Source organism: Streptomyces sp. NPDC060035 (assembly GCF_042736635.1).
Lineage (GTDB): Bacteria > Actinomycetota > Actinomycetes > Streptomycetales > Streptomycetaceae > Streptomyces.
The window spans coordinates 172,362-191,527 of sequence record NZ_JBHWVO010000009.1 but is presented as its reverse complement, the minus strand read 5'-3'; the positions used below and the strand labels follow the sequence as shown (position 1 = coordinate 191,527).

Annotated in this window: 17 protein-coding genes and 1 riboswitch; of the genes, 8 read left to right on the top strand and 9 right to left on the bottom strand. The window is 72.3% G+C overall.

Annotated elements, in window-relative coordinates; genetic code table 11:
• The 4 genes from ACFWBQ_RS17045 to cobN form a co-directional block, all read right to left on the bottom strand.
• Positions 1-927, bottom strand: a complete 927-nt coding sequence (locus ACFWBQ_RS17045) for an MASE1 domain-containing protein (protein ID WP_385488988.1) — start codon at positions 925-927, stop codon at positions 1-3.
• 123 nt (positions 928-1,050) lie between these two features.
• The gene (locus ACFWBQ_RS17040) at positions 1,051-1,878 is read right to left on the bottom strand and encodes a PP2C family protein-serine/threonine phosphatase (protein WP_385488985.1); all 828 of its coding nucleotides are present in this window, start codon (positions 1,876-1,878) and stop codon (positions 1,051-1,053) included.
• A 272-nt stretch (positions 1,879-2,150) separates the two neighbouring features.
• Positions 2,151-2,909: an IclR family transcriptional regulator gene (locus ACFWBQ_RS17035; RefSeq protein WP_385488982.1), complete on the bottom strand. Its 759-nt coding sequence runs from the start codon at positions 2,907-2,909 to the stop codon at positions 2,151-2,153.
• A 79-nt stretch (positions 2,910-2,988) separates the two neighbouring features.
• Positions 2,989-6,591 (bottom strand): cobaltochelatase subunit CobN, encoded by a 3,603-nt coding sequence (gene cobN / locus ACFWBQ_RS17030; protein WP_385488979.1) that lies wholly within the window; start codon positions 6,589-6,591, stop codon positions 2,989-2,991.
• A gap of 31 nt (positions 6,592-6,622) precedes the next feature.
• Positions 6,623-6,774: riboswitch (cobalamin riboswitch) on the bottom strand.
• A 302-nt stretch (positions 6,775-7,076) separates the two neighbouring features.
• Here cobN and ACFWBQ_RS17025 point away from each other — a divergent pair.
• The 3 genes from ACFWBQ_RS17025 (at position 7,077) to ACFWBQ_RS17015 (ending at position 10,560) form a co-directional block, all read left to right on the top strand.
• On the top strand, positions 7,077-8,354 hold the full coding sequence (locus tag ACFWBQ_RS17025) for a cobalamin biosynthesis protein CobG (RefSeq protein WP_385488976.1): 1,278 nt from the start codon (positions 7,077-7,079) through the stop codon (positions 8,352-8,354).
• A gap of 68 nt (positions 8,355-8,422) precedes the next feature.
• Positions 8,423-9,049 (top strand): precorrin-8X methylmutase, encoded by a 627-nt coding sequence (locus ACFWBQ_RS17020; RefSeq protein ID WP_385488973.1) that lies wholly within the window; start codon positions 8,423-8,425, stop codon positions 9,047-9,049.
• Positions 9,046-10,560 carry a precorrin-2 C(20)-methyltransferase gene (locus ACFWBQ_RS17015; RefSeq protein WP_385488971.1) on the top strand — a complete coding sequence of 505 codons (1,515 nt, stop codon included), beginning with the start codon at positions 9,046-9,048 and terminating at the stop codon, positions 10,558-10,560. Before ACFWBQ_RS17020 ends, ACFWBQ_RS17015 begins: the two co-directional genes overlap by 4 nt.
• A 130-nt stretch (positions 10,561-10,690) precedes the next feature.
• Here the strand turns inward: ACFWBQ_RS17015 and ACFWBQ_RS17010 are convergent, their stop codons facing one another.
• Positions 10,691-10,921 (bottom strand): hypothetical protein, encoded by a 231-nt coding sequence (locus tag ACFWBQ_RS17010; RefSeq protein WP_385488968.1) that lies wholly within the window; start codon positions 10,919-10,921, stop codon positions 10,691-10,693.
• A 96-nt stretch (positions 10,922-11,017) separates the two neighbouring features.
• On the opposite strand from ACFWBQ_RS17010, the gene ACFWBQ_RS17005 reads away from it, so the two are divergent.
• On the top strand, positions 11,018-11,410 hold the full coding sequence (locus tag ACFWBQ_RS17005; RefSeq protein ID WP_385489179.1) for a DinB family protein: 393 nt from the start codon (positions 11,018-11,020) through the stop codon (positions 11,408-11,410).
• Here the strand turns inward: ACFWBQ_RS17005 and ACFWBQ_RS17000 are convergent.
• Entirely contained in the window at positions 11,407-12,174 is a 768-nt protein-coding gene (locus ACFWBQ_RS17000; RefSeq protein ID WP_385488966.1) for a cobalt-precorrin-6A reductase, read from the bottom strand. The genes ACFWBQ_RS17005 and ACFWBQ_RS17000 overlap by 4 nt on opposite strands.
• A 15-nt stretch (positions 12,175-12,189) precedes the next feature.
• Here ACFWBQ_RS17000 and ACFWBQ_RS16995 point away from each other — a divergent pair, with 15 nt between their 5' ends.
• Positions 12,190-13,308: a cobalt-precorrin-5B (C(1))-methyltransferase gene (locus ACFWBQ_RS16995; protein WP_385488963.1), complete on the top strand. Its 1,119-nt coding sequence runs from the start codon at positions 12,190-12,192 to the stop codon at positions 13,306-13,308.
• Between the two features lie 73 nt (positions 13,309-13,381).
• Here the strand turns inward: ACFWBQ_RS16995 and cobM are convergent, their stop codons facing one another.
• Positions 13,382-14,131, bottom strand: coding sequence for a precorrin-4 C(11)-methyltransferase (cobM, locus tag ACFWBQ_RS16990; RefSeq protein WP_383183105.1), 750 nt, complete (start codon positions 14,129-14,131; stop codon positions 13,382-13,384).
• The gene (gene cbiE, locus ACFWBQ_RS16985; protein WP_385488961.1) at positions 14,128-15,408 is read right to left on the bottom strand and encodes a precorrin-6y C5,15-methyltransferase (decarboxylating) subunit CbiE; all 1,281 of its coding nucleotides are present in this window, start codon (positions 15,406-15,408) and stop codon (positions 14,128-14,130) included. Before cbiE ends, cobM begins: the two co-directional genes overlap by 4 nt.
• 506 nt (positions 15,409-15,914) lie before the next feature.
• Here cbiE and ACFWBQ_RS16980 point away from each other — a divergent pair.
• On the top strand, positions 15,915-16,325 hold the full coding sequence (locus ACFWBQ_RS16980; protein ID WP_385488958.1) for a YciI family protein: 411 nt from the start codon (positions 15,915-15,917) through the stop codon (positions 16,323-16,325).
• A gap of 25 nt (positions 16,326-16,350) precedes the next feature.
• Positions 16,351-17,586, top strand: coding sequence for an RNA polymerase sigma factor (locus ACFWBQ_RS16975; protein WP_385488955.1), 1,236 nt, complete (start codon positions 16,351-16,353; stop codon positions 17,584-17,586).
• 21 nt (positions 17,587-17,607) lie between these two features.
• Here the strand turns inward: ACFWBQ_RS16975 and ACFWBQ_RS16970 are convergent, their stop codons facing one another.
• On the bottom strand, positions 17,608-18,381 hold the full coding sequence (locus tag ACFWBQ_RS16970; protein WP_385488952.1) for an SDR family oxidoreductase: 774 nt from the start codon (positions 18,379-18,381) through the stop codon (positions 17,608-17,610).
• A 141-nt stretch (positions 18,382-18,522) separates the two neighbouring features.
• Here ACFWBQ_RS16970 and ACFWBQ_RS16965 point away from each other — a divergent pair, with 141 nt between their 5' ends.
• Positions 18,523-19,143, top strand: coding sequence for an HhH-GPD-type base excision DNA repair protein (locus tag ACFWBQ_RS16965; RefSeq protein WP_385488948.1), 621 nt, complete (start codon positions 18,523-18,525; stop codon positions 19,141-19,143).
• Positions 19,144-19,166: the final 23 nt, after the last annotated feature.

The following is a 19,166-nucleotide window of genomic DNA, read 5'->3' as shown; positions in this document are numbered from 1 at the left end:
TCAGGCTTCGGGGGGAGCACGGCGAGATCCCGCGTCCTGGTGCGCGGCCGCCTCGGCGAGCTGCACGCACAGGCGCTGAATCTCTTCGTGGGTGCGGTTCCGTTCGGAAACGACCGCTGTGAGGAGCAGGGCGGTGAGGGAGACGGTGCCGTTGAACGCCTGGAGGGTGACCATGTTGGTGAGGAGGTCGTGGTGGGCGAAGGGGCCGGTCATCCGACCGGAGGCGCGGATCGCGAGCGTGGAGACGGCCAGGGCGCATGGTGCGGCGCCTGCACGTTCGAAGCGGAACGAGGCCCAGATCAGAAAAGGGAAAACGAGGAAGAGCAGGGAAGAGCTGCCGGCGTTGGTCGCGAGGTAGGTCACGGTCAGGGTGCACGCCGTCAGTGCTGCCGCCTCGGCCCAGACCAGGAGGCCGACGGCGTGTGGCCACCGGGCCCACCGGGCCACGAGCAGGAAGGGGGTGACGATCAGCACGCCCATGGCGTCGCCCGTCCACCACACCGACCAGGTGGGCCAGAAGCCGCTGGCCGGGAGTGCCCCTGACAGGAAGAGGGTGCTGCTGCCGATGGTCGCACTGATCAGCATGGGACCCAGGGCGCCGAGGAAGACCAGGGCGAGTGCATCTTGCAAGCGGTCGAGGTCGTTGCGGAAACCGGCACGGCTCAGCAGCAGGTAGGAGCAGATCGGGGCGAGCGTGTTGCCGACGACGATCGCCAGCACGGACAGGGCCGTGGGGCCGATGGAGCTGTTGACTGCGAGGGCGCCGACGGCGATGCCGGGCCAGACCCGCACTGAGAACAGGAGCAGGGAGGCGACCGCAATACCGGTGGGAGGCCACAGGGGTGTGACTTGGCCGCGCACCAGTTGCTGGAGCAGCCCCAGGCGGGCGGTCGCGTAGTAGAGGGCGGCGACCGCCAGAATCGTCAAGGCAGTGGTTCTGTACCGCCTGAGTTGTGAGCTGTCCACCACATCAGCATCAGACACCACACCGAGCGGTCCGGGCCGGACGGACGCGCCGACACCACCGCACCGCCGACGGGCCGTACGTCGCTACCGGGCGTCCGGAGAACCGTCGTGGCGGACTACGAGAACGGCGGCATCGTCATTGTGTCCGGTGCGGTCCGCGACCCGGATCACCCGCGACGCCAGGACGTCGGGGCCGACACCACGTCCGGCGCCCACCAGCCTGGCCACCTCCGCCAGACCCTCCTCGATCGGGTAGGCCGGTCCCTCCACCACACCGTCGGTCAGCAGGACGAGGTAACCGGGCTGCGTCAGGCGTCGATGAACCACCGGGTAGCTCTGGTCGGGCAGAATCCCCAGAGGAACCCCGCCGGCGTCCAGGGACACACCCGAATCGCCCGTGTCGGTGCCCCACACCATCGGGACGTGACCGGCCCTGGCGATACCGAGATCGCCGCTCTGCGGTACGAAGCTCAGCAGGCAGCAGGTGGTGAAGAGGTCGCAGCCGAGCGAGATCAGCAAGTCGTTGGCGCAGGCCAGCACCTCCCCGGGGTCGACCGTGACACTGGCGAGGGCCCGCAGACTTGCACGAGCTTCTCCCATGAAGGCAGCGGCCTCCACTCCGTGACCCTGCACATCACCGATGGCCATCCCCGCCACCCCGTCCCTCATCGGGAAGGCGTCGTAGAAGTCACCGCCGACGGCCAGACCGTCCTGCGAGGGCGAGTACCGGGCTGCCAGTCGGACGCCCGGAAAATCGGGCAGTTCGGAAGGGAGCATGTGCCGTTGCAGCGCCATGCCGAGCTCCGCCCGGGCACGCTGGAGCCTGATGTTCTCCAATGCCTGATCGACAAGACGCCCAAGGGTGAGGAGGAGTTCCTGGGTGCTGTCCGGCGCTTTGCGGTGTCGGTACATGACATTCCTGCGGCTTCCGATTCGCCCCTGGTCAAACCCTAGCCCGGTCGCCGCCACCCGGCGCGGACGGCCGACACCCGCCCGGCCGCAGCGGGAGTGCGATCCACTCCGCCGTCATGGGCCTGCGCACCTGACCGGCCACCGCAGGCGCTGCGAAGGCGGAGACACCTGCCACCCCACCGTCACCAGGGGCGGCCAGGCAGCACCGGAGCGTGGCCCACGCCCCCAGCCATCATCACCAACTGCCCCACCATTGTTCGCCACGACCATCCTCACAGGGTGAGGGAAAGCCCTCTGGTCACCCGCTCCGCCGACGCCAGCAGCCTCTCCCGTACCTGGCTGGTCCGGTACATCCGGTCCGACCGGAAGGAGATTCCGAGCGAGCCGAGCTTGTCCCCGTTGTACACGGGCACCGCGATGCAGAGCGTGCCGAGGGAGTACTCCTCCCGGTCCATGACGACGGGAGCGGGCAGCGAGGATTCGAGCTGCCGCACGAGGTCCTCCCGTCGAGTGATCGTGCGGGGCGTGAGATCGGCCAGGTCGTGCCTGGAGAGATAGTCGCCGCGCGCCTCGTCGTCCAGTTCGCGCAATACACACTTTCCCAGCGCCGTGGCGTGTCCGGCGTCCTTGAATCCCACCCAGAGGTCGACCCGCGGTGCCGCCGGCCCGTCGACGATCTCCGCGATACGGATCTCGCCGTCCTCGTAGAAAGTCAGGTAGGCGGCGGCCGACACCTCGTCCCGCAGCGAGGCGAGTGTGGGGCGGATGCGCGTGAGCAGCCCGTCCGCACCGCTTTCCGAGCGCGGCTCGTACAGCTCGTCACCCATGACGAACCCGCCGTCGTCCAGCTTCCTCAGATAGCCGTCATGAGTGAGCGCGGGCAGCAGATCGTGGACGGTGGCCAACGGCAGCCCGGCCTCCCTCGCCAGCTGATCCGCGGGAACGCCGCCTTCGTGCGCTCCTGCCGCTTCCAGCAGGCGGAGGGCCTGCTGGACAGCCGCGACTGGCGTGGGGCCGACCTGATCACCCATTCCACAAGCTTGGACCCGGTTCTGCCGAGAGGCAATATGTACCGGATCCGCCCCTGCCGCGAACGCTGAGGCGGGCGCCTCAGTCCTCGCCCTCCAGGTTGCCTTCCGTCTCCAGGAAGACCTGGCGCAGCGCTTCGAGCACGGCCGGGTCGGGCTCGGCCCACATGCCGCGGGATTCGGCTTCCAGCAGGCGTTCCGCGATGCCGTGCAGCGCCCAGGGATTCGCCTTCTGGAGGAACTCGCGGTTCGTCGGATCCAGGACGTACGTCTCCGTGAGCTTGTCGTACATCCAGTCCGCGACCACGCCCGTCGTCGCGTCGTACCCGAACAGGTAGTCGACCGTCGCGGCGAGCTCGAAGGCGCCCTTGTAGCCGTGTCGGCGCATCGCCTCGATCCACTTCGGGTTGACCACCCGGGCGCGGAAGACCCGGGACGTCTCCTCGACCAGGGTGCGCGTGCGGACCGTCTCGGGGCGGGTCGAGTCGCCGATGTACGCCTCGGGTGCCGTGCCCTTCAGCGCGCGTACGGTCGCGACCATGCCGCCGTGGTACTGGAAGTAGTCGTCCGAGTCCGCGATGTCGTGCTCACGGGTGTCGGTGTTCTTCGCGGCGACCGCGATGCGCTTGTACGCGGTCTCCATCTCGTCCCGGGCCGGTCGCCCGTCGAGCTCACGGCCGTAGGCGTAGCCGCCCCACACCGTGTAGACCTCGGCGAGGTCGGCGTCGGTGCGCCAGTCGCGGGAGTCGATGAGCTGGAGCAGCCCGGCACCGTACGTCCCGGGGCGGGACCCGAAGATGCGGGTGGTGGCACGCCGCTCGTCGCCGTGTTCGGCCAGGTCGGCCTGGGTGTGGGCCCGTACGAAGTTCCGCTCGGCGGGCTCGTCGAGGGAGGCCGCCAGGCGTACGGCGTCATCGAGCAGGCCGATGGTGTGCGGGAAGGCATCCCGGAAGAAGCCGGAGATGCGCAGCGTGACGTCGATACGGGGGCGGCCCAGCTCCTCGTACGGGATCGGCTCCAGGCCCGTGACGCGGCGCGAGGCGTCGTCCCAGACGGGGCGGACACCGAGCAGGGCGAAGGCCTCGGCGATGTCGTCGCCCGCGGTGCGCATCGCGCTGGTGCCCCACAGGGACAGGCCGACGGAGGTGGGCCAGTCGCCGTTGTCGGCCCGGTAGCGCTCCAGGAGCGAGTCGGCGAGGGCCTGGCCGGTCTCCCAGGCGAGGCGGGACGGGACCGCTTTCGGGTCGACGGAGTAGAAGTTCCGGCCGGTCGGCAGGACGTTCACCAGACCGCGGAGCGGGGAACCGGACGGTCCCGCGGGCACGAAGCCGCCGTTCAGCGCGTGGACCGTGTGGTCGAGCTCATCGGTCGTGGCGGCGAGGCGGGGCACGACCTCCTTGGCAGCGAAGTCGAGGATGTCGGCGACGGCCTGCGGCTGCCCGGCAGCCACGCGGGCGACGGCGGCCGGGTCCCAGTCCGCGTCCTCCATCGCCTGGACGAGAGTGCGGGCCTGCTCCTCGATCTCGTCGGCGGCGGTGCGGGTGGCCGCGGACTCGTCGAGGCCGAGCGCCTCGCGCAGGCCGGGCAGCGACGTCGTACCGCCCCAGATCTGGCGGGCGCGCAGGACCGCGAGGACGAGGTTGACGCGGTCCTTGCCGGCCGGGGCGCCGCCCAGAACGTGCAGCCCGTCGCGGATCTGGACGTCCTTGATCTCACAGAGCCAGCCGTCGAGATGCATGATGAACTCGTCGAAGCCCTCGTCCTCGGGCCGGTCCTGAAGCCCCAGGTCGTGGTCGAGCTTCGCCGCCTGGATCAGGGTCCAGATCTGGGCGCGGACCGCCGGGAGCTTCGCCGGGTCCATCGCGGCGATCTGGGCGTGCTCGTCCAGGAGCTGTTCCAGGCGGGCGATGTCGCCGTAGCTCTCGGCGCGCGCCATCGGCGGCACGAGGTGGTCGACCAGGGTGGCGTGCACGCGGCGCTTGGCCTGGGTGCCCTCGCCCGGGTCGTTCACCAGGAACGGGTAGACCAGCGGCAGGTCGCCCAGCGCGGCGTCGGGGCCGCAGGCGGCGGACAGGCCGGCGTTCTTGCCGGGCAGCCACTCCAGGTTGCCGTGCTTGCCGAGATGGATCATCGCGTCGGCGCCGAAACCGTTGTCGTCGGCGGACGCGGCGATCCAGCGGTAGGCGGCCAGGTAATGGTGCGAGGGCGGCAGATCGGGGTCGTGGTAGATCGCGATCGGGTTCTCGCCGAAGCCGCGCGGCGGCTGGATGAGGATCAGCAGATTGCCGCGGCGCAGGGCCGCGAGCACGATGTCGCCCTCGGGGTTGCGGGACCGGTCGAGGAACATCTCACCGGGGGCCGGGCCCCAGTGCCGCTCGACGGCCTCGCGGAGGTCGGCCGGCAGGGTGGCGAACCAGCGGCGGTAGTCGGCGGCGGGAATCCGGACCGGGTTGCGGGCCAGCTGTTCCTCGGTGAGCCACTCCTGGTCGTGGCCGCCGGCCTCGATCAGCGCGTAGATCAGCTCGTCGCCGTCACCGGAGACCAGCCCGGGGATCTCTTCCTCGGGCCCGAAGTCGTAGCCCTCGGAGCGGAGTCGGCGCAGCAGGGCGACGGCGCTGGCGGGGGTGTCGAGACCGACCGCGTTGCCGATGCGGGAGTGCTTGGTCGGGTACGCGGACAGGACGAGGGCGATCCGCTTCTCGGCGGCCGGGATGTGGCGGAGCCGGGCGTGCCGTACGGCGATACCGGCGACCCGTGCCGCACGCTCGGTGTCGGCGACGTACGCGGGCAGGCCGTCCTCGTCGATCTCCTTGAAGGAGAACGGCACGGTGATCAGGCGGCCGTCGAACTCCGGCACCGCGATCTGGGTGGCGGCGTCCAGCGGGGACACGCCCTCGTCGTTCTCCTCCCAGGCGGCGCGCGGGCTCGTGAGGCAGAGCGCCTGGAGCACCGGTACGTCGAGGCCGGTGAGGGCGCCCGCGTCCCAGGACTCGTCGTCGCCGCCCGCGGACGCGGTGGCGGGCTTGGTGCCGCCCGCGGCGAGGACGGTGGTCACGATGGCGTCGGCGGCCCGGAGTTCGTCGATGAGTTCGGGCTCGGGGGTACGGAGCGAGGCGACGTACAGCGGGAGGACACGGGCTCCCGTGTCCTCCACGGCGGTGCACAAGGCCTCGATGAACGCCGTGTTCCCGCTCATGTGGTGGGCGCGGTAGTAGAGCACCGCGATGGTGGGCCCGGTGATGTCCTCCCGGGCCGTCCGCTCCAGCGGGCCCCATGCGGGGGCGGGGGCGGGCGGCTCGAAACCGTGGCCGGTGAGCAGCACGGTGTCGGACAGGAACCGGGCCAGCTGCTCCAGGTTGGCGGGGCCGCCGTGCGCGAGGTAGGCGTGCGCCTCGGCGGCGATTCCGATGGGGACGGTGGACGCGGCCATCAGCTGGGCGTCGGGGGCCTGTTCACCGGTCAGAACGACGACGGGGCGACCGGTCGCCAGCACCTGGTCGAGGCCGTCCTGCCATGCCCGTACGCCGCCGAGGAGGCGTACGACGACGAGGTCCGTGCCGTCCAGCAGCTCCGGGAGGTCCTCGACGGAGAGCCGGGAGGGGTTGGCGTAGCGGTAGTTGACCGGGCCTGCCGAGGCGCGGGCGCTGAGCAGGTCGGTGTCGGACGTCGACAGGAGCAGGATCATGCGGCGTCAGCCCTTCCTCGGGGTGTCCACGCCCCGGGCGGTGTCGGACGGCAGGAGTTCCTGACTCGCCCGGCCTTCGGCCGGGCTCACAGTGGCGGGACCGCGCCGGAATCTCACCGGGCTTCCTCCCATGTCGCCGTCTGGCGATGGCGGGCCGAACGGACCGCCGCTAGGCATAGTAGGCGGCAGGCCGGTGGGCGTGACGAGATGCCCCTGGTCGGGATGTGTCCTCGGGCGCCTCGACGGGCCGGTTTCCGCCCGGAGGCAGACTCGGCAGGGGCGTCGCTCGGGACACCTGGCCGGACGCGGACGCGGAACCGGACGCGGCCCGGGTTCCGGTCCGGGTTCCGGGGTCCGGTTCGGGTTCCGGTCCGGGTTCCGGGTCCGCGCCCGGGTTCCGGGTCCGCGCCCGGGTTCCGGGTCCGCCCCGGTGGGTGTCCTGCAGGTCACAGTGACCGTAGGGCTGTGCTGCGGTCACGGTCGGTATGCTCGCCGCCATGCCCCCATCCGCCGTCCCGCCCCGGTCTCCGGGCGGTGATGCCTGCCCCGGAACACTGCGTCTGCACCGGGCGGACGACGGTGCGCTGGCGCGGGTCCGCATACCCGGCGGGGTGCTGACCGTCGGGCGGGCGGACGCGCTTGGGGAAGCCGCCGGGCGACTCGGCGACGGTGAGTTGCATCTCACCTCGCGCGGCAATGTGCAGCTGCGCGGGCTCGCCCCGGACTGCGGTGCGGAGTTGGCCGGGCTGCTGAGCCGGGCCGGGCTGCTGCCCTCCGAACGCCACGAGCGGGTACGCAACATCGTCGCCTCCCCCTTGGCCGGGCTCGACGGTCTCGGGGCCGCGGACGTCGGACCGTGGCTGACCGGACTGGACCGGCTGCTGTGCGGAAGCGACCGTGCGGCCGCGCTCTCCGGCCGGTTCCTGTTCGCACTCGACGACGGCCGCGGTGACGTGGACGCCCTCGGCGCCGACCTCACTCTGCTGGCCCGTGACGACGGCGATGCGATGCTGCGCGTCGGGGACACGGACACCGTCCTGCGTGTCCCGGCCGCCGACGGGCCCCGCGCCGCACTCCTGGCCGCCGAAGCATTTCTGGACGCCGCCACGGAACCCGACGCCTGGCGGGTGAAGGACCTGCCGGACGGCGCCGCCGCACTGGCCGACGATGTCGTACGACGATTGCGGCAGACCGGTACCGCCGTGTCGACGGACCGTCACCCCCGCCCTCGCGCATCCCTCCGGCCGGCCCTCGGCCCCGTACACGGCCGCCACCGCGACGTCGCGCTGTCCGTCGGCGTACCGCTGGGACGCCTGGACCGGAATCACTGGCGGCTCCTGTCGAGCGCCGGCGAACTGCGGCTCACCCCGTGGCGCGGCGTCGTCGTCACCGGAGTCGCGCCGGATCACGCGGACGACCTGCTCGCCGGCCTCTCGGAGGCCGGTCTGATCACCGGGCCCGGATCGCCGTGGGCCGGTGTCGGGGCCTGTATCGGACGGCCCGGCTGTGCCAAGTCGCTGGCCGACGTGCGGGCCGAAGCGGGGGCCGCCGTCGGACCCGCGGGACGGCTGCCTGTGTACTGGTCCGGGTGCGAACGCCGGTGCGGCCATCCGCACGGGGAATGGATCGACGTGGTCGCCACCCCGGACGGACACCGGATCTCCCACGTGACGGGGGACCGGAGAGACGCCACGGCGACGGTCCGCAACAACCCTGCAGCGCTCGCCGCCGCGGTGGCAGCGGCGCGAAGCCCACGCACCTGACCGTGCATCACCCCGTTCACCTGTGTCTGGCCGCCGGCCACCAACCCGATGAAGAAAGCGACAGCACTGTGCATCAGTACGAGAAGGACGGACCGGCGATCTACCGCCAGTCCTTCGCCACCATCCGCGCGGAGGCGGATCTGGCAGGGCTGCCCGCCGATGTGAGCCAGGTCGCCGTCCGCATGATCCACGCCTGCGGCATGGTCGACCTCGTACGCGATCTCGCCTTCTCCCCGGACGCCGTGGCCGACGCCCGCGCGGCACTGCGGTCCGGTGCACCCATCCTGTGCGACGTGGCCATGGTCGCCAGCGGTGTCACCCGTAAGCGGCTGCCCGCGGCCAACGAGGTCGTGTGCACCCTGTCCGACCCGGCCGTTCCGGAGCTGGCCGCGAAGCTGGGCACCACCCGCAGCGCCGCCGCGCTGGAACTGTGGCGCGACCGGATGGAGGGGGCGGTCGTCGCCGTCGGCAACGCACCCACCGCGCTCTTCCGGCTCCTGGAGATGATCGAGGAGGGCGCCCCGCGCCCCGCCGCCGTCATCGGTGTGCCGGTCGGCTTCATCGGTGCCGCCGAGTCCAAGGATGCCCTGGCCGCCCACCCGTCCGGCCTCGAGCACCTGATCGTGCGCGGCCGGCGCGGCGGCAGCGCCATCGCGGCGGCCGCCATCAACGCGATCGCCAGCGAGGAAGAATGAGCGTGAGCGAGCACAGGAAGACCGGACGGCTGTACGGGGTCGGGCTCGGCCCCGGCGACCCGTCCCTGATGACCGTACGAGCCGTGCAGGTCATCGGTGAGGCCGATGTCGTGGCCTACCACTCCGCCCGGCACGGCCGGTCCATCGCCCGTTCCATCGCGGCGCAGCACATCCGCGCCGACCACATCGAAGAGGCGCTGGTCTACCCCGTCACGACGGAGACCACCGACCATCCGGGCGGCTACCGGGGCGCGCTGGACGAGTTCTACACCGAGGCCGCGGCCCGCCTCGCGGTGCATCTCGACGCGGGACGCACGGTCGCCGTGCTCGCCGAGGGCGACCCGCTGTTCTACGGCTCGTACCAGCACATGCACAAGCGGCTCGCAGACCGTTACGCCACCGAGGTCATCCCGGGTGTCACCTCGGTCAGCGCCGCCGCCGCCCGTCTAGGCACCCCGCTCGTCGAGGGCGAGGAGGTGCTGACGATCCTGCCGGGCACGTTGCCGGAGGAGGAACTGACGGCGCGTCTGGCGGCCACCGACTCCGCGGTGGTGATGAAACTGGGCCGCACGTTTCCCGCCGTGCGCCGTGCGTTCGAGGCGTCCGGGCGGCTGGCCGAGGCGCGTTACGTCGAGCGCGCCACGATGGCCGGGGAGCGCACCGGCGACCTGGCCGACACCGACGCGGACTCGGTGCCGTACTTCGCGGTCGCGGTGTTGCCGAGCCGGATCGACGCGCCCCGCCCCGAACGGGCAGCCGGTTCCGGCGAGGTCGTCGTGGTGGGTACCGGACCCGCCGGACCGTTGTGGCTGACACCCGAGACGCGCGGGGCACTGGCCGCCGCCGACGACGTCGTCGGCTACACGACCTACCTGGACCGGGTGCCTGTGCGTCCCGGACAGCAGCGGCACGGCTCCGACAACAAGGTCGAGTCGGAGCGGGCGGAGTTCGCTCTGGATCTGGCGCGGCGTGGGCGGCGGGTGGCCGTGGTGTCGGGCGGCGACCCGGGGGTCTTCGCCATGGCGACGGCCGTGCTGGAAGTGGCCTCGCAGGACGCGTACACGGACATCGCGGTACGGGTGCTGCCCGGGGTGACCGCGGCCAATGCCGCCGCCGCCCGAGCGGGGGCTCCGCTGGGCCACGACTACGCCACCCTCTCGCTCTCGGACCGGCTCAAGCCGTGGGAGGTCATCGCCGAGCGGCTGCGTGCGGCGGCCACGGCCGATCTGGTGATGGCGCTGTACAACCCCGGTTCACGCAGCCGGACCTGGCAGGTCGGCAAGGCCCGCGACCTGCTGCTGGAGCACCGCTCCCCGGACACGCCCGTGGTGCTCGGGCGCGATGTCGGCGGCCCCGCGGAGAGCGTGCGTACGGTGCGCCTGGCCGATCTCGACCCGGCCGAGGTCGACATGCGGACGATCCTGATCGTGGGTTCCTCGCAGACCCGGTGGGTGCGGCGGGGCGACGGCCGGCAGATCGTCTGGACGCCGAGGCGGTATCCGGAGAGCTGAACGAGGCCGCGGGGCTGAACCCGGCGGCGCCAGGCCCGGGCGGCGTGCGGACCTCGGCGGGGTCCGGGCCGCGGCGGGGTCCGGGCCGCGGCGGGGTCCGGGCCGCGGCGGGGTCCGGGCCGCGGCGGGGTCAGCGGTCCCGGACCCGGTCGGACAGCCTTCCGACGGACCGGGCCGACTCGGCCAGGCTGCGGGCCGCCTGCTCCAGTTCCGCGGCGAGGCCGGCCGCCGTCTCCCGCTCCGGCTCCGCGACGGAGTCCTCCGGAGCGGCGAGGGCCGTGCCCCGGTACCCGATGGGGCCCTCGTTGTACCGCTGGTAGTAGCCGCTGAAATCGTCGGCGGTGGTTCCGGCGAACCGCACACCGGAGAGCTGTATCTCGTCCGCGCCCCCGTTGCCGGTGATGTCGAGCCGTAGCGGGAGAAGGGGCCCTGGCCGGTGCCGCCGATCCGGAAGTTCCTGCTCTCGAAGCGTTCGGTGAAGCTCTGCCCGGTCCGGGAGTCCAGCTCCGTCCAGCACCTCGCGGAGGTCGAGCGGAACTGGTTCCGCCGGGTCCTGGCCCAGGAGGACGTGCCGCCGATGTTCACCCCCGGTGCCGACCCCGAAGCCACCGACGGCGGTTTCGACCTGGCCGACGGAGCGACGTACGAGGAGGCGCTGCCCGTATGGCAGGCCGAGATCGGCCGGGCGCGGGAGAACTGCGCAGCCCGCGCACTCGATGACACCAGCCCCTTCACGGGCGGGCAGGTCACCCTGCGCTGGATCTGCACGCACATGGTCGGCGAGTACGCCCGCCACTGCGGCGACGCCGATCTTGTACGCGAACGGATCGACGGCCGTACGGGCGTCTAGGACGCCGGTCCCGCTTGGCTGCGCAGCCAAGCGACGGCCTCCCCGGGGGTCCCGGCCACCGGCACGCCTCCCGGTACCGGTGGCCGCCGGACCACGACCACCGGGATGCCTGCCTCGCGGGCGGCGGTGAGCTTGGGGGCGGTCGCCTCGCCGCCGCTGTCCTTCGTGACGAGAACATCGATGCGATGGCGGCGGATCAGCTCCCGCTCCCTCTCCAGCGTGAACGGCCCCCGGTCCAGCAGCGTCTCCATCCGCGCCGGATACGGCGCATCGGGAGCGTCCACCGAACGCATCAGGAACCACAGCCCGTCCAGACCGGCGAATGCGGCGAGACCCATCCGGCCCGTTGTGAGAAAGATCCGCCGGCCCAGTCCCGGGAGAAGCCCGGCTGCCCCCGCCAGTGAGTCGGCCGAATGCCACCGGTCGCCCTCCGAGGGCACCCAGCCGGGCCGGCGAAGTGCCAGCAGGGGAACATGGACTGCGGCGGCGGCTGCGGCCGCGTTGAAACTGATCTTCCCGGCGAAAGGATGGGTGGCGTCGATGACCGCATCCACTCGATGCGCCCGGAGCCATGCGGCCATGCCGTCGGCTCCGCCGAATCCACCGATGCGCACCTCACCGGGCGGAAGTTTCGGACGGCCGACGCGACCCGCGAGCGAGCTGGTCACCCGGGCCCCGGCGGGCAGTCCGTCCGGGGCCACCAGGGATTCCGCGAGCAGGCGGGCCTCCGTCGTGCCGCCGAGGACGAGTACGTGCAGAGGCATCGGATCGGTCCATCCATGAGCAGTGAGGCGCAGGGCGGGCGCACCGCTCAACTCAAGCACACCGGTCTGCGGCCCGGATGGACGACCGGCGCCTGTGCGACCGCTGCGGCAACGGCCGCGTACACCGCCCTGCTGACCGGAGAATTCCCCGATCCCGTGACCATCACTCTGCCCAGGGGCCAGACCCCGGCCTTCGCGCTCGCGGTGGAGGAGCTCACCGACGGGCAGGCCACAGCGGGAGTGGTCAAGGATGCGGGTGACGACCCGGATGTGACGCACGGTGCACTGGTTCGGGCCACCGTGCGGCTGCTCCCGCCGGGGTCCGGGGTGGCGTTCCGGGCCGGGCCCGGCGTGGGGACGGTGACGCTCCCGGGGCTGCCGCTCGACGTCGGGGAGCCCGCGATCAACCCCGTGCCCCGGCAGATGATGCGGGACCACATGGCGCGGGTGGCGGCTGAGCACGGGGGCACGGGTGACGTCGAGATCACGGTCTCGGTGGACGACGGCGAGGAGATCGCACGTTTCACGTGGAACATTCGCCTGGGCATCCTGGGCGGGATCTCGATCCTGGGTACGACGGGCGTCGTGGTGCCGTACTCCTGCTCGGCCTGGATCGACTCGATCCGCCGCGGGGTGGACGTCGCACGGGCAGCCGGGCACACCCATGTGGCGGGGTGCACGGGCTCGACCTCGGAGAAGACGGTGGTGACCGAGTACGGGCTGCCGGAGATCGCCCTCCTGGACATGGGGGACTTCGCGGGGGCGGTGCTGAAGTACGTGCGCCGGCATCCGGTGGAGCGGCTGACGGTCTGCGGCGGGTTCGCCAAGCTGTCCAAGCTCGCCGCGGGTCACCTGGACCTGCACTCGGGCCGCTCCCAGGTCGACAAGCCCTTCCTGGCCGGGCTGGCACGGCAGGGCGGCGCGAGCGAGGAGCTTGCGGCGGAGATCGAGGTCGCCAACACCGGCCTTGCCGCGCTGCAGTTGTGCGCGGCGGCCGGTGTGCCGCTGGGCGACCTGGTGGCCGTGGCCGCGCGGGACCAGGCGCTGTCCGTGCTGCGGGGGGCACCCGTGGCGGTGGACGTGATCTGCATCGACCGCGCCGGGACGGTGGTGGGACGGAGCGAGGTGCGGTGACGTCGGGACCTCTGGTGCTCGCCGGACGGGCCTGAGGCGGCCCACGAGCGGGCGGGCGGGGCCCGGCGCGCGGTCAGCAGGTGTGGCGGTCCCGGGCCGGCGAGTAGAGGTGGCTGTCGCGGAACTGCTCCGCGCCCAGCGTCCGGCCCACCATGATCACCGCAGTGCGGATCACCCCCGCCGCCTTGACCTGCTCCGCGATGGAGTCCAGCGATCCGCGCAGGATGATCTCGTCCGGGCGCGAGGCCATGGCCACCACGGCGGCAGGACAGTCGGCCCCGTAGTGCGGCAGCAGCTCATCGACCACCCGGTCCACGTACCGCGCCGCGAGGTGCAGCACGATCAGCGCGCCGCTGCGGCCCAGCGTGGCCAGGTCCTCTCCCTCGGGCATCGCGGTCGCGCGCTGGGCGATCCGGGTGAGGATGACGGTCTGGCCGACCGTGGGCACCGTCAGCTCCCGCTTCAGCGCAGCCGCCGCCGCGGCGAACGCGGGCACCCCGGGCACGACGTCGTACGGCACGCCCGCCTCGTCGAGCCGCCGCATCTGCTCGTTGACCGCGCTGAAGACCGAGGGGTCGCCGGAGTGCAGCCGGGCGACGTCGTGACCGTCCGCGTGGGCACGGACCAGTTCGGCGGTGATCTGGTCGATGTCCAGGTCGGCGGTGTCCACGAGCCGGGCGTCCGGGGGGCATTCGGCGAGCAGCTCGCGCGGCACCAGGCTGCCCGCGTACAGGCAGACGGGACTGGCGGCGAGAATACGCGCGCCGCGCACCGTGATCAGGTCTGCGGCGCCGGGGCCCGCACCGATGAAGTGCACGGTCATCTGTTGTCTCCTGAGGCGTATGAGTCGGGGGAGGCTTTGCATACGGACCACTGTGTGACGGGCATCGCCTGGCGCCACCCCGTGAACCCGCCGACGGGCACCGCGTGGGCCACCGCAAGCCGCACCAGGTCGCCGCCGTGCACCCGGTACCGCTCGGCGAGCAGCGCCTCCGACTCCAGCGTGACCGTGTTGGCGACCAGCCGGCCGCCCGGAGGCAGCGCGTCCCAGCAGGCGTCGAGCAGGCCGGGCACGGTGAGCCCGCCGCCGATGAACACGGCGTCGGGTACGGGCAGTCCGGCCAGGGCGTCCGGTGCCCGGCCGGTGACCACGCGCAGGGCAGGGACGCCGAGCCGGTCCGCGTTACGGGCGATGCGCTGCGCCCGCACCGGGTCGCGCTCCACGGTCACCGCACGACAGGACGGGTGGGTCCGCAGCCATTCGACGGCGATCGATCCGGAGCCGCCACCGATGTCCCAGAGGAGTTCACCGGGCGCGGGCGCGAGTACGCCGAGCGTGGCGGCCCGTACGTGGCGCTTCGTGAGCTGGCCGTCGTGCTCGTACGCCTCGTCGGGCAGACCCGGTACCGCGCCGATGCGCAGGGCGTCCGGGGTGGAGCGGCACTCGACGGCGATGACGTTGAGGGGGTCTCCGGGCTCACGTGCCCAGGTGTCCGCGGTGCCTTCCACGCAGTCCTCGAGCTCACCGCCGAGCTGTTCGAGCACCCGCATCCGGCTGGGTCCGAAGCCGTGCTCCCGCAGCAGGGCGGCCACGGCGGCCGGAGTGTCGGCGTCGGCGCTGAGGACGAGCAGCCGACGCCCGTCGTACAGGGCTGCGGCCAGCCGGGCCGCGGGGCGGCCCACCAGGGTGACGACCTCGGTGTCCTCCAGCGGCCAGCCGAGCCGGGCGCAGGCGTAGGAGATCGACGACGGGTGCGGCAGGACATGCAGCGTCCCTGCGCCCAGTTCCTCGGTGAGGGCCCGGCCGATGCCGTAGAACATGGGATCACCGCTGGCCAGTACGGCGATCCTGTTCCCCCCATGGGCGGCGAGCAGGCCGCGTACGGCGGGCCGCAGCGGCGACGGCCAGGGCACGCGCCGGCCGCCGCAGTCGGGCGGGAGCAGCCGCAGTTGGCGCTCACCGCCGATCAGTACCTCGGCGTCCAGGAGCGCGGAGCGTGCCGTGTCCGGCAGGCCCGCCCATCCGTCGGCACCGATACCCACAACGCTCACGGCGGGCGCGAGCTGCGGGGCGGGCGGTTCGGATGGTGCGGGGGACACGGCCGGTACCTCGGTGTTCGGGGGGATGACGCTGCCGAACTCTACTGTCCGGCCCGGTCGGCAGCCCGGCCAGGTCGGGTGCCCGGCCGCCGCGGCCGGGCGCTCGGGGCCGGGCGCTCGGGGCCGGGCGCTCGGGGCCGGACGCTCGGGGCCGGACGCTCGGGGCCGGACGGCGTCCGCCACCAGTACTACCTCTCCTCCCCCCTGCAGATCGCCGCCGCCCCCTCCTATGCCTCGTGAACGTCTTCCTCACCCCGAAGCTCGTCCGCGCCCTGACGAACGTCGACCGCGCGACGGTGCGTTCGCTGCAGGGCCAGGGACTTTCGTCGCCACGGGCCGGATCCGCCGCGGCACGGCACACAGTCCGGCCGTCTGCTTGCCGGATCGCACCTGCTGGAGTGATTCCGGAAAACCTTCCGCGTGGTGTCGAGAACCCGCCCACGGCTCCGACGTCCCCTGTGAGAGTTGCCCGCAAGGGGGCAGCACAGCAGCCGAGGGAGCGAATCATGAAGTACCTCGTGATGGTGCAGGGATCGCAGGCCGACTACGAGGCGATGGGCGGCAAGGCGTCCGCGAACAGCCCGGCCTGGAACGAGAAGGACGTGAAGGCGATGTTCGCCTTCATGGAAGGCATCAACAACGACCTCGCCGAGTCCGGTGAGATGGTGGAGGCCAACGGACTGGTCGAGCCCGCGCAGACCCGTTTCGTGAGCGCGGGCGCCGACGGGCAGCCGGTGATCTCCGACGGTCCGTACGGGGAGACCAAGGAGCTGCTCGCCGGGTACTGGGTGCTCGACTGCGAGAGCCTGGAGCGGGTGACCGAGATCGCGGCACGCATCGCGCTCTGCCCCCAGCCCGAGGGCGCTCCCGATTACCCCGTGGTGATCCGTCCGATCGACTCGGGCGGCGGCGCCTGAGGAACCGCCTGGTCAGAGGTGACGAGTGACCCGTAGGACGACGGACATCGAGGACCTGCTGCGCCGGCACGCGCCGCAGGTCCTCGGTGCTCTCGTGCGCCGCTACGGACACTTCGACGCCGCCGAGGACTCCGTGCAGGAAGCACTTCTCGCAGCAGCACAGCAGTGGCCGGAGCAGGGGCTGCCCGACAACCCGCGCGGCTGGCTCATCAGGATCGCGTCCCGACGGCTGACCGACCAGCTGCGCAGCGACTCCGCCCGGCACCGGCGCGAGAAGACGGCGGCGGCGCTCACCCCGCGGGACGCGTTCACCGCCCCACAGCCCGGGGAGAGCCGGGCCCCGTCCGAGGACGACACCCTCACCCTGCTCTTCCTCTGCTGCCACCCGGAGCTGACTCCCGCCGCACAGATCGCGCTCACCCTGCGCGCCGTGGGCGGCCTCACCACGGCCGAGATCGCCCGGGCCCATCTGGTCCCCGAGGCGACGATGGCCCAGCGGATCAGCCGGGCCAAACAGAGGATCCGGGGCACGCCGTTCCGCCGGCCGGGCCCGGCCGACCGCGATCTACGGCTCGCCACCGTGCTCCAGGTGCTCTACCTGATCTTCAACGAGGGGTACACGGCGACCTCCGGCAGTGATCTGCACCGCGCCGACCTCGCCCGCGAGGCGATCCGGCTGACCCGTTCCGTACGGGGGCTCCTGCCCAGGGAGGGCCGGGTGACCGGCCTGCTGGCGCTGATGCTGCTCACCGAGGCCCGCAGTGCGGCCCGCAGCGGCCCGGACGGGGAACTGATCCCGCTCGACGAGCAGGACCGCACCCGTTGGGACCGTGCCGCGATCGCGGAGGGCGCCGCTCTGGTGGAGGAGGCGCTGTCCGAGGGTCCCGCCGGGGCCTACCAGCTGCAGGCGGCGATCGCGGCGCTGCACAGCGGGGCGGAACGCGCCGAGGACACCGACTGGCCGCAGATCCTCGCCCTGTACGACATCCTCGTGGACCGCGCCCCGGACCCCATGGCCGGGCTCGGCCGCGCGGTGGCCGTCGCCATGGTGCACGGCCCACGGGCCGGGCTGGTGGAAGTGGACGCGCTGAACGACCGGCTGGCCGGGAACCACCGGCTGGACGCTGTACGGGCCCATCTGCTGGAGAAGGCCGGAGACCGTGAAGGGGCGCGGGCCGCCTACCGGCTGGCGGCCGGCCGCACCCTCAGCGCACCAGAGGTCCGCTACCTGCAGATGCGCGCCGCCCGCCTGCTGCCCTGACACCCTGCTGCCCCTCGGCCCTCAGCCCCGGCGCTTGCGCTCCTGGAGCCAGGCCGCGAACGTCGTCGTGCCCGTCACGTCCGGCCGGTCCGTGATGAGTGCACCCGACCGCACAGCCCGGCCCGCCGCGCCCGGCAGCGCCAACGGCACCATCCGCGCGCGGCTGCCGGTGACCGAACGCCACTGCCGGGCGAGATCCCGGATATCGGTGGTCTCGGGCCCGGCCACCTCGATGCGGCCCCGGAGCGCGGGCCCCTCGGCGGCATCGGCCACCGCCACGGCCACCTCCGCGGACGCCACGGTCCGCAGGGGCATCCTGGGCAGGATCAGCACTCCGAAGCGGGCCATCGGCGTGAACACTCCGGCCACCAGTTCGTGGAACTGCGTCGCCCGCACCAGGGTCCAGCCCACCGGCCCCGCCTCCACCACCCGCTCCTGCGCGACCTTCGCCCTGTAGTACCCGAACGGAACGCGCTCGCAGCCGACGATGGAGACACAGACGTGGTGGCGGACCCCGGCGGCCTCCTCGGCGGCCAACAGGCGCCGCGAACCCTCGACGAGCGTCTGCGCCGCACTCCTCGGGGAGGTGCTGTTGCTCGCGTCGACCACGACGTCACAGCCGGCCAGCGCCCTGCCCAGCCCCTCTCCCGTGGTCAGGTCGACGCGGTACTCCTGCGACCGACGGCTGAGCACCCGCACCAGGTGGCCGCGCGAGCGCAGCGAGCCGGCGACTCCCCGGCCCAGCGTCCCGGTTCCACCGGCAACGGCAATGGTCAGCTTCTCGTTGGCGTTCATGCTTCGAAGAATGGACGGCACCCACGGGAATGTGACATCGCCACTCCGCGCATTCTCCGGACCACCCGCGCCGGAACGACCCTGCCCCGCCCGGCATCGCTGGACTCGCCGATCCCCGCCGCTCTCGCGATCATCGAAGATATGAGCAAGAGCAATGACGGCAAGGACGTCACGGTGCGGATCGCCCAGCAGTCCGACGCGGACGAGCTCCTCGGGCGCAGTCCGCTGGCAGCCCTCGTCGGCATGCTGCTGGACCAGCAGGTTCCTATGGAGTGGGCGTTCACCGGCCCGTTCACCCTGGCCGGGCGCATGGGCTCGGACGACCTGGACGCGCAGGAGATCGCCGCTTACGACCCGGAGGCGTTCACCGAGCTCTTCACCGCAAAACCCGCCCTGCACCGCTATCCCGGCTCCATGGCCACGCGGGTGCAGCAACTCTGCCAGTTCCTGGTGGCGGAGTACGGCGGAGAGGCGAGCGCCGTCTGGGAAGGCGCCGGGACGGGGGCGGAGCTACTGAAACGGCTCAACGCGCTGCCCGGGTTCGGCACCCAGAAGGCGCAGATCTTCCTGGCGCTGCTCGGCAAGCAGTTCGACGTCCGCCCGACGGGATGGCGGGAGGCCGCAGGACCGTACGGGGAGGCGGGCTCGCACCGCTCCGTCGCCGATATCACCGGACCCGACTCGCTCGCCGAGGTGCGTGCGTACAAGCAGGAAGCGAAGGCGGCGGCCAAAGCGGCGAAGGCGGCGGGACGGGCTAAGTGATCACGAACCAGCCACACCAGCGA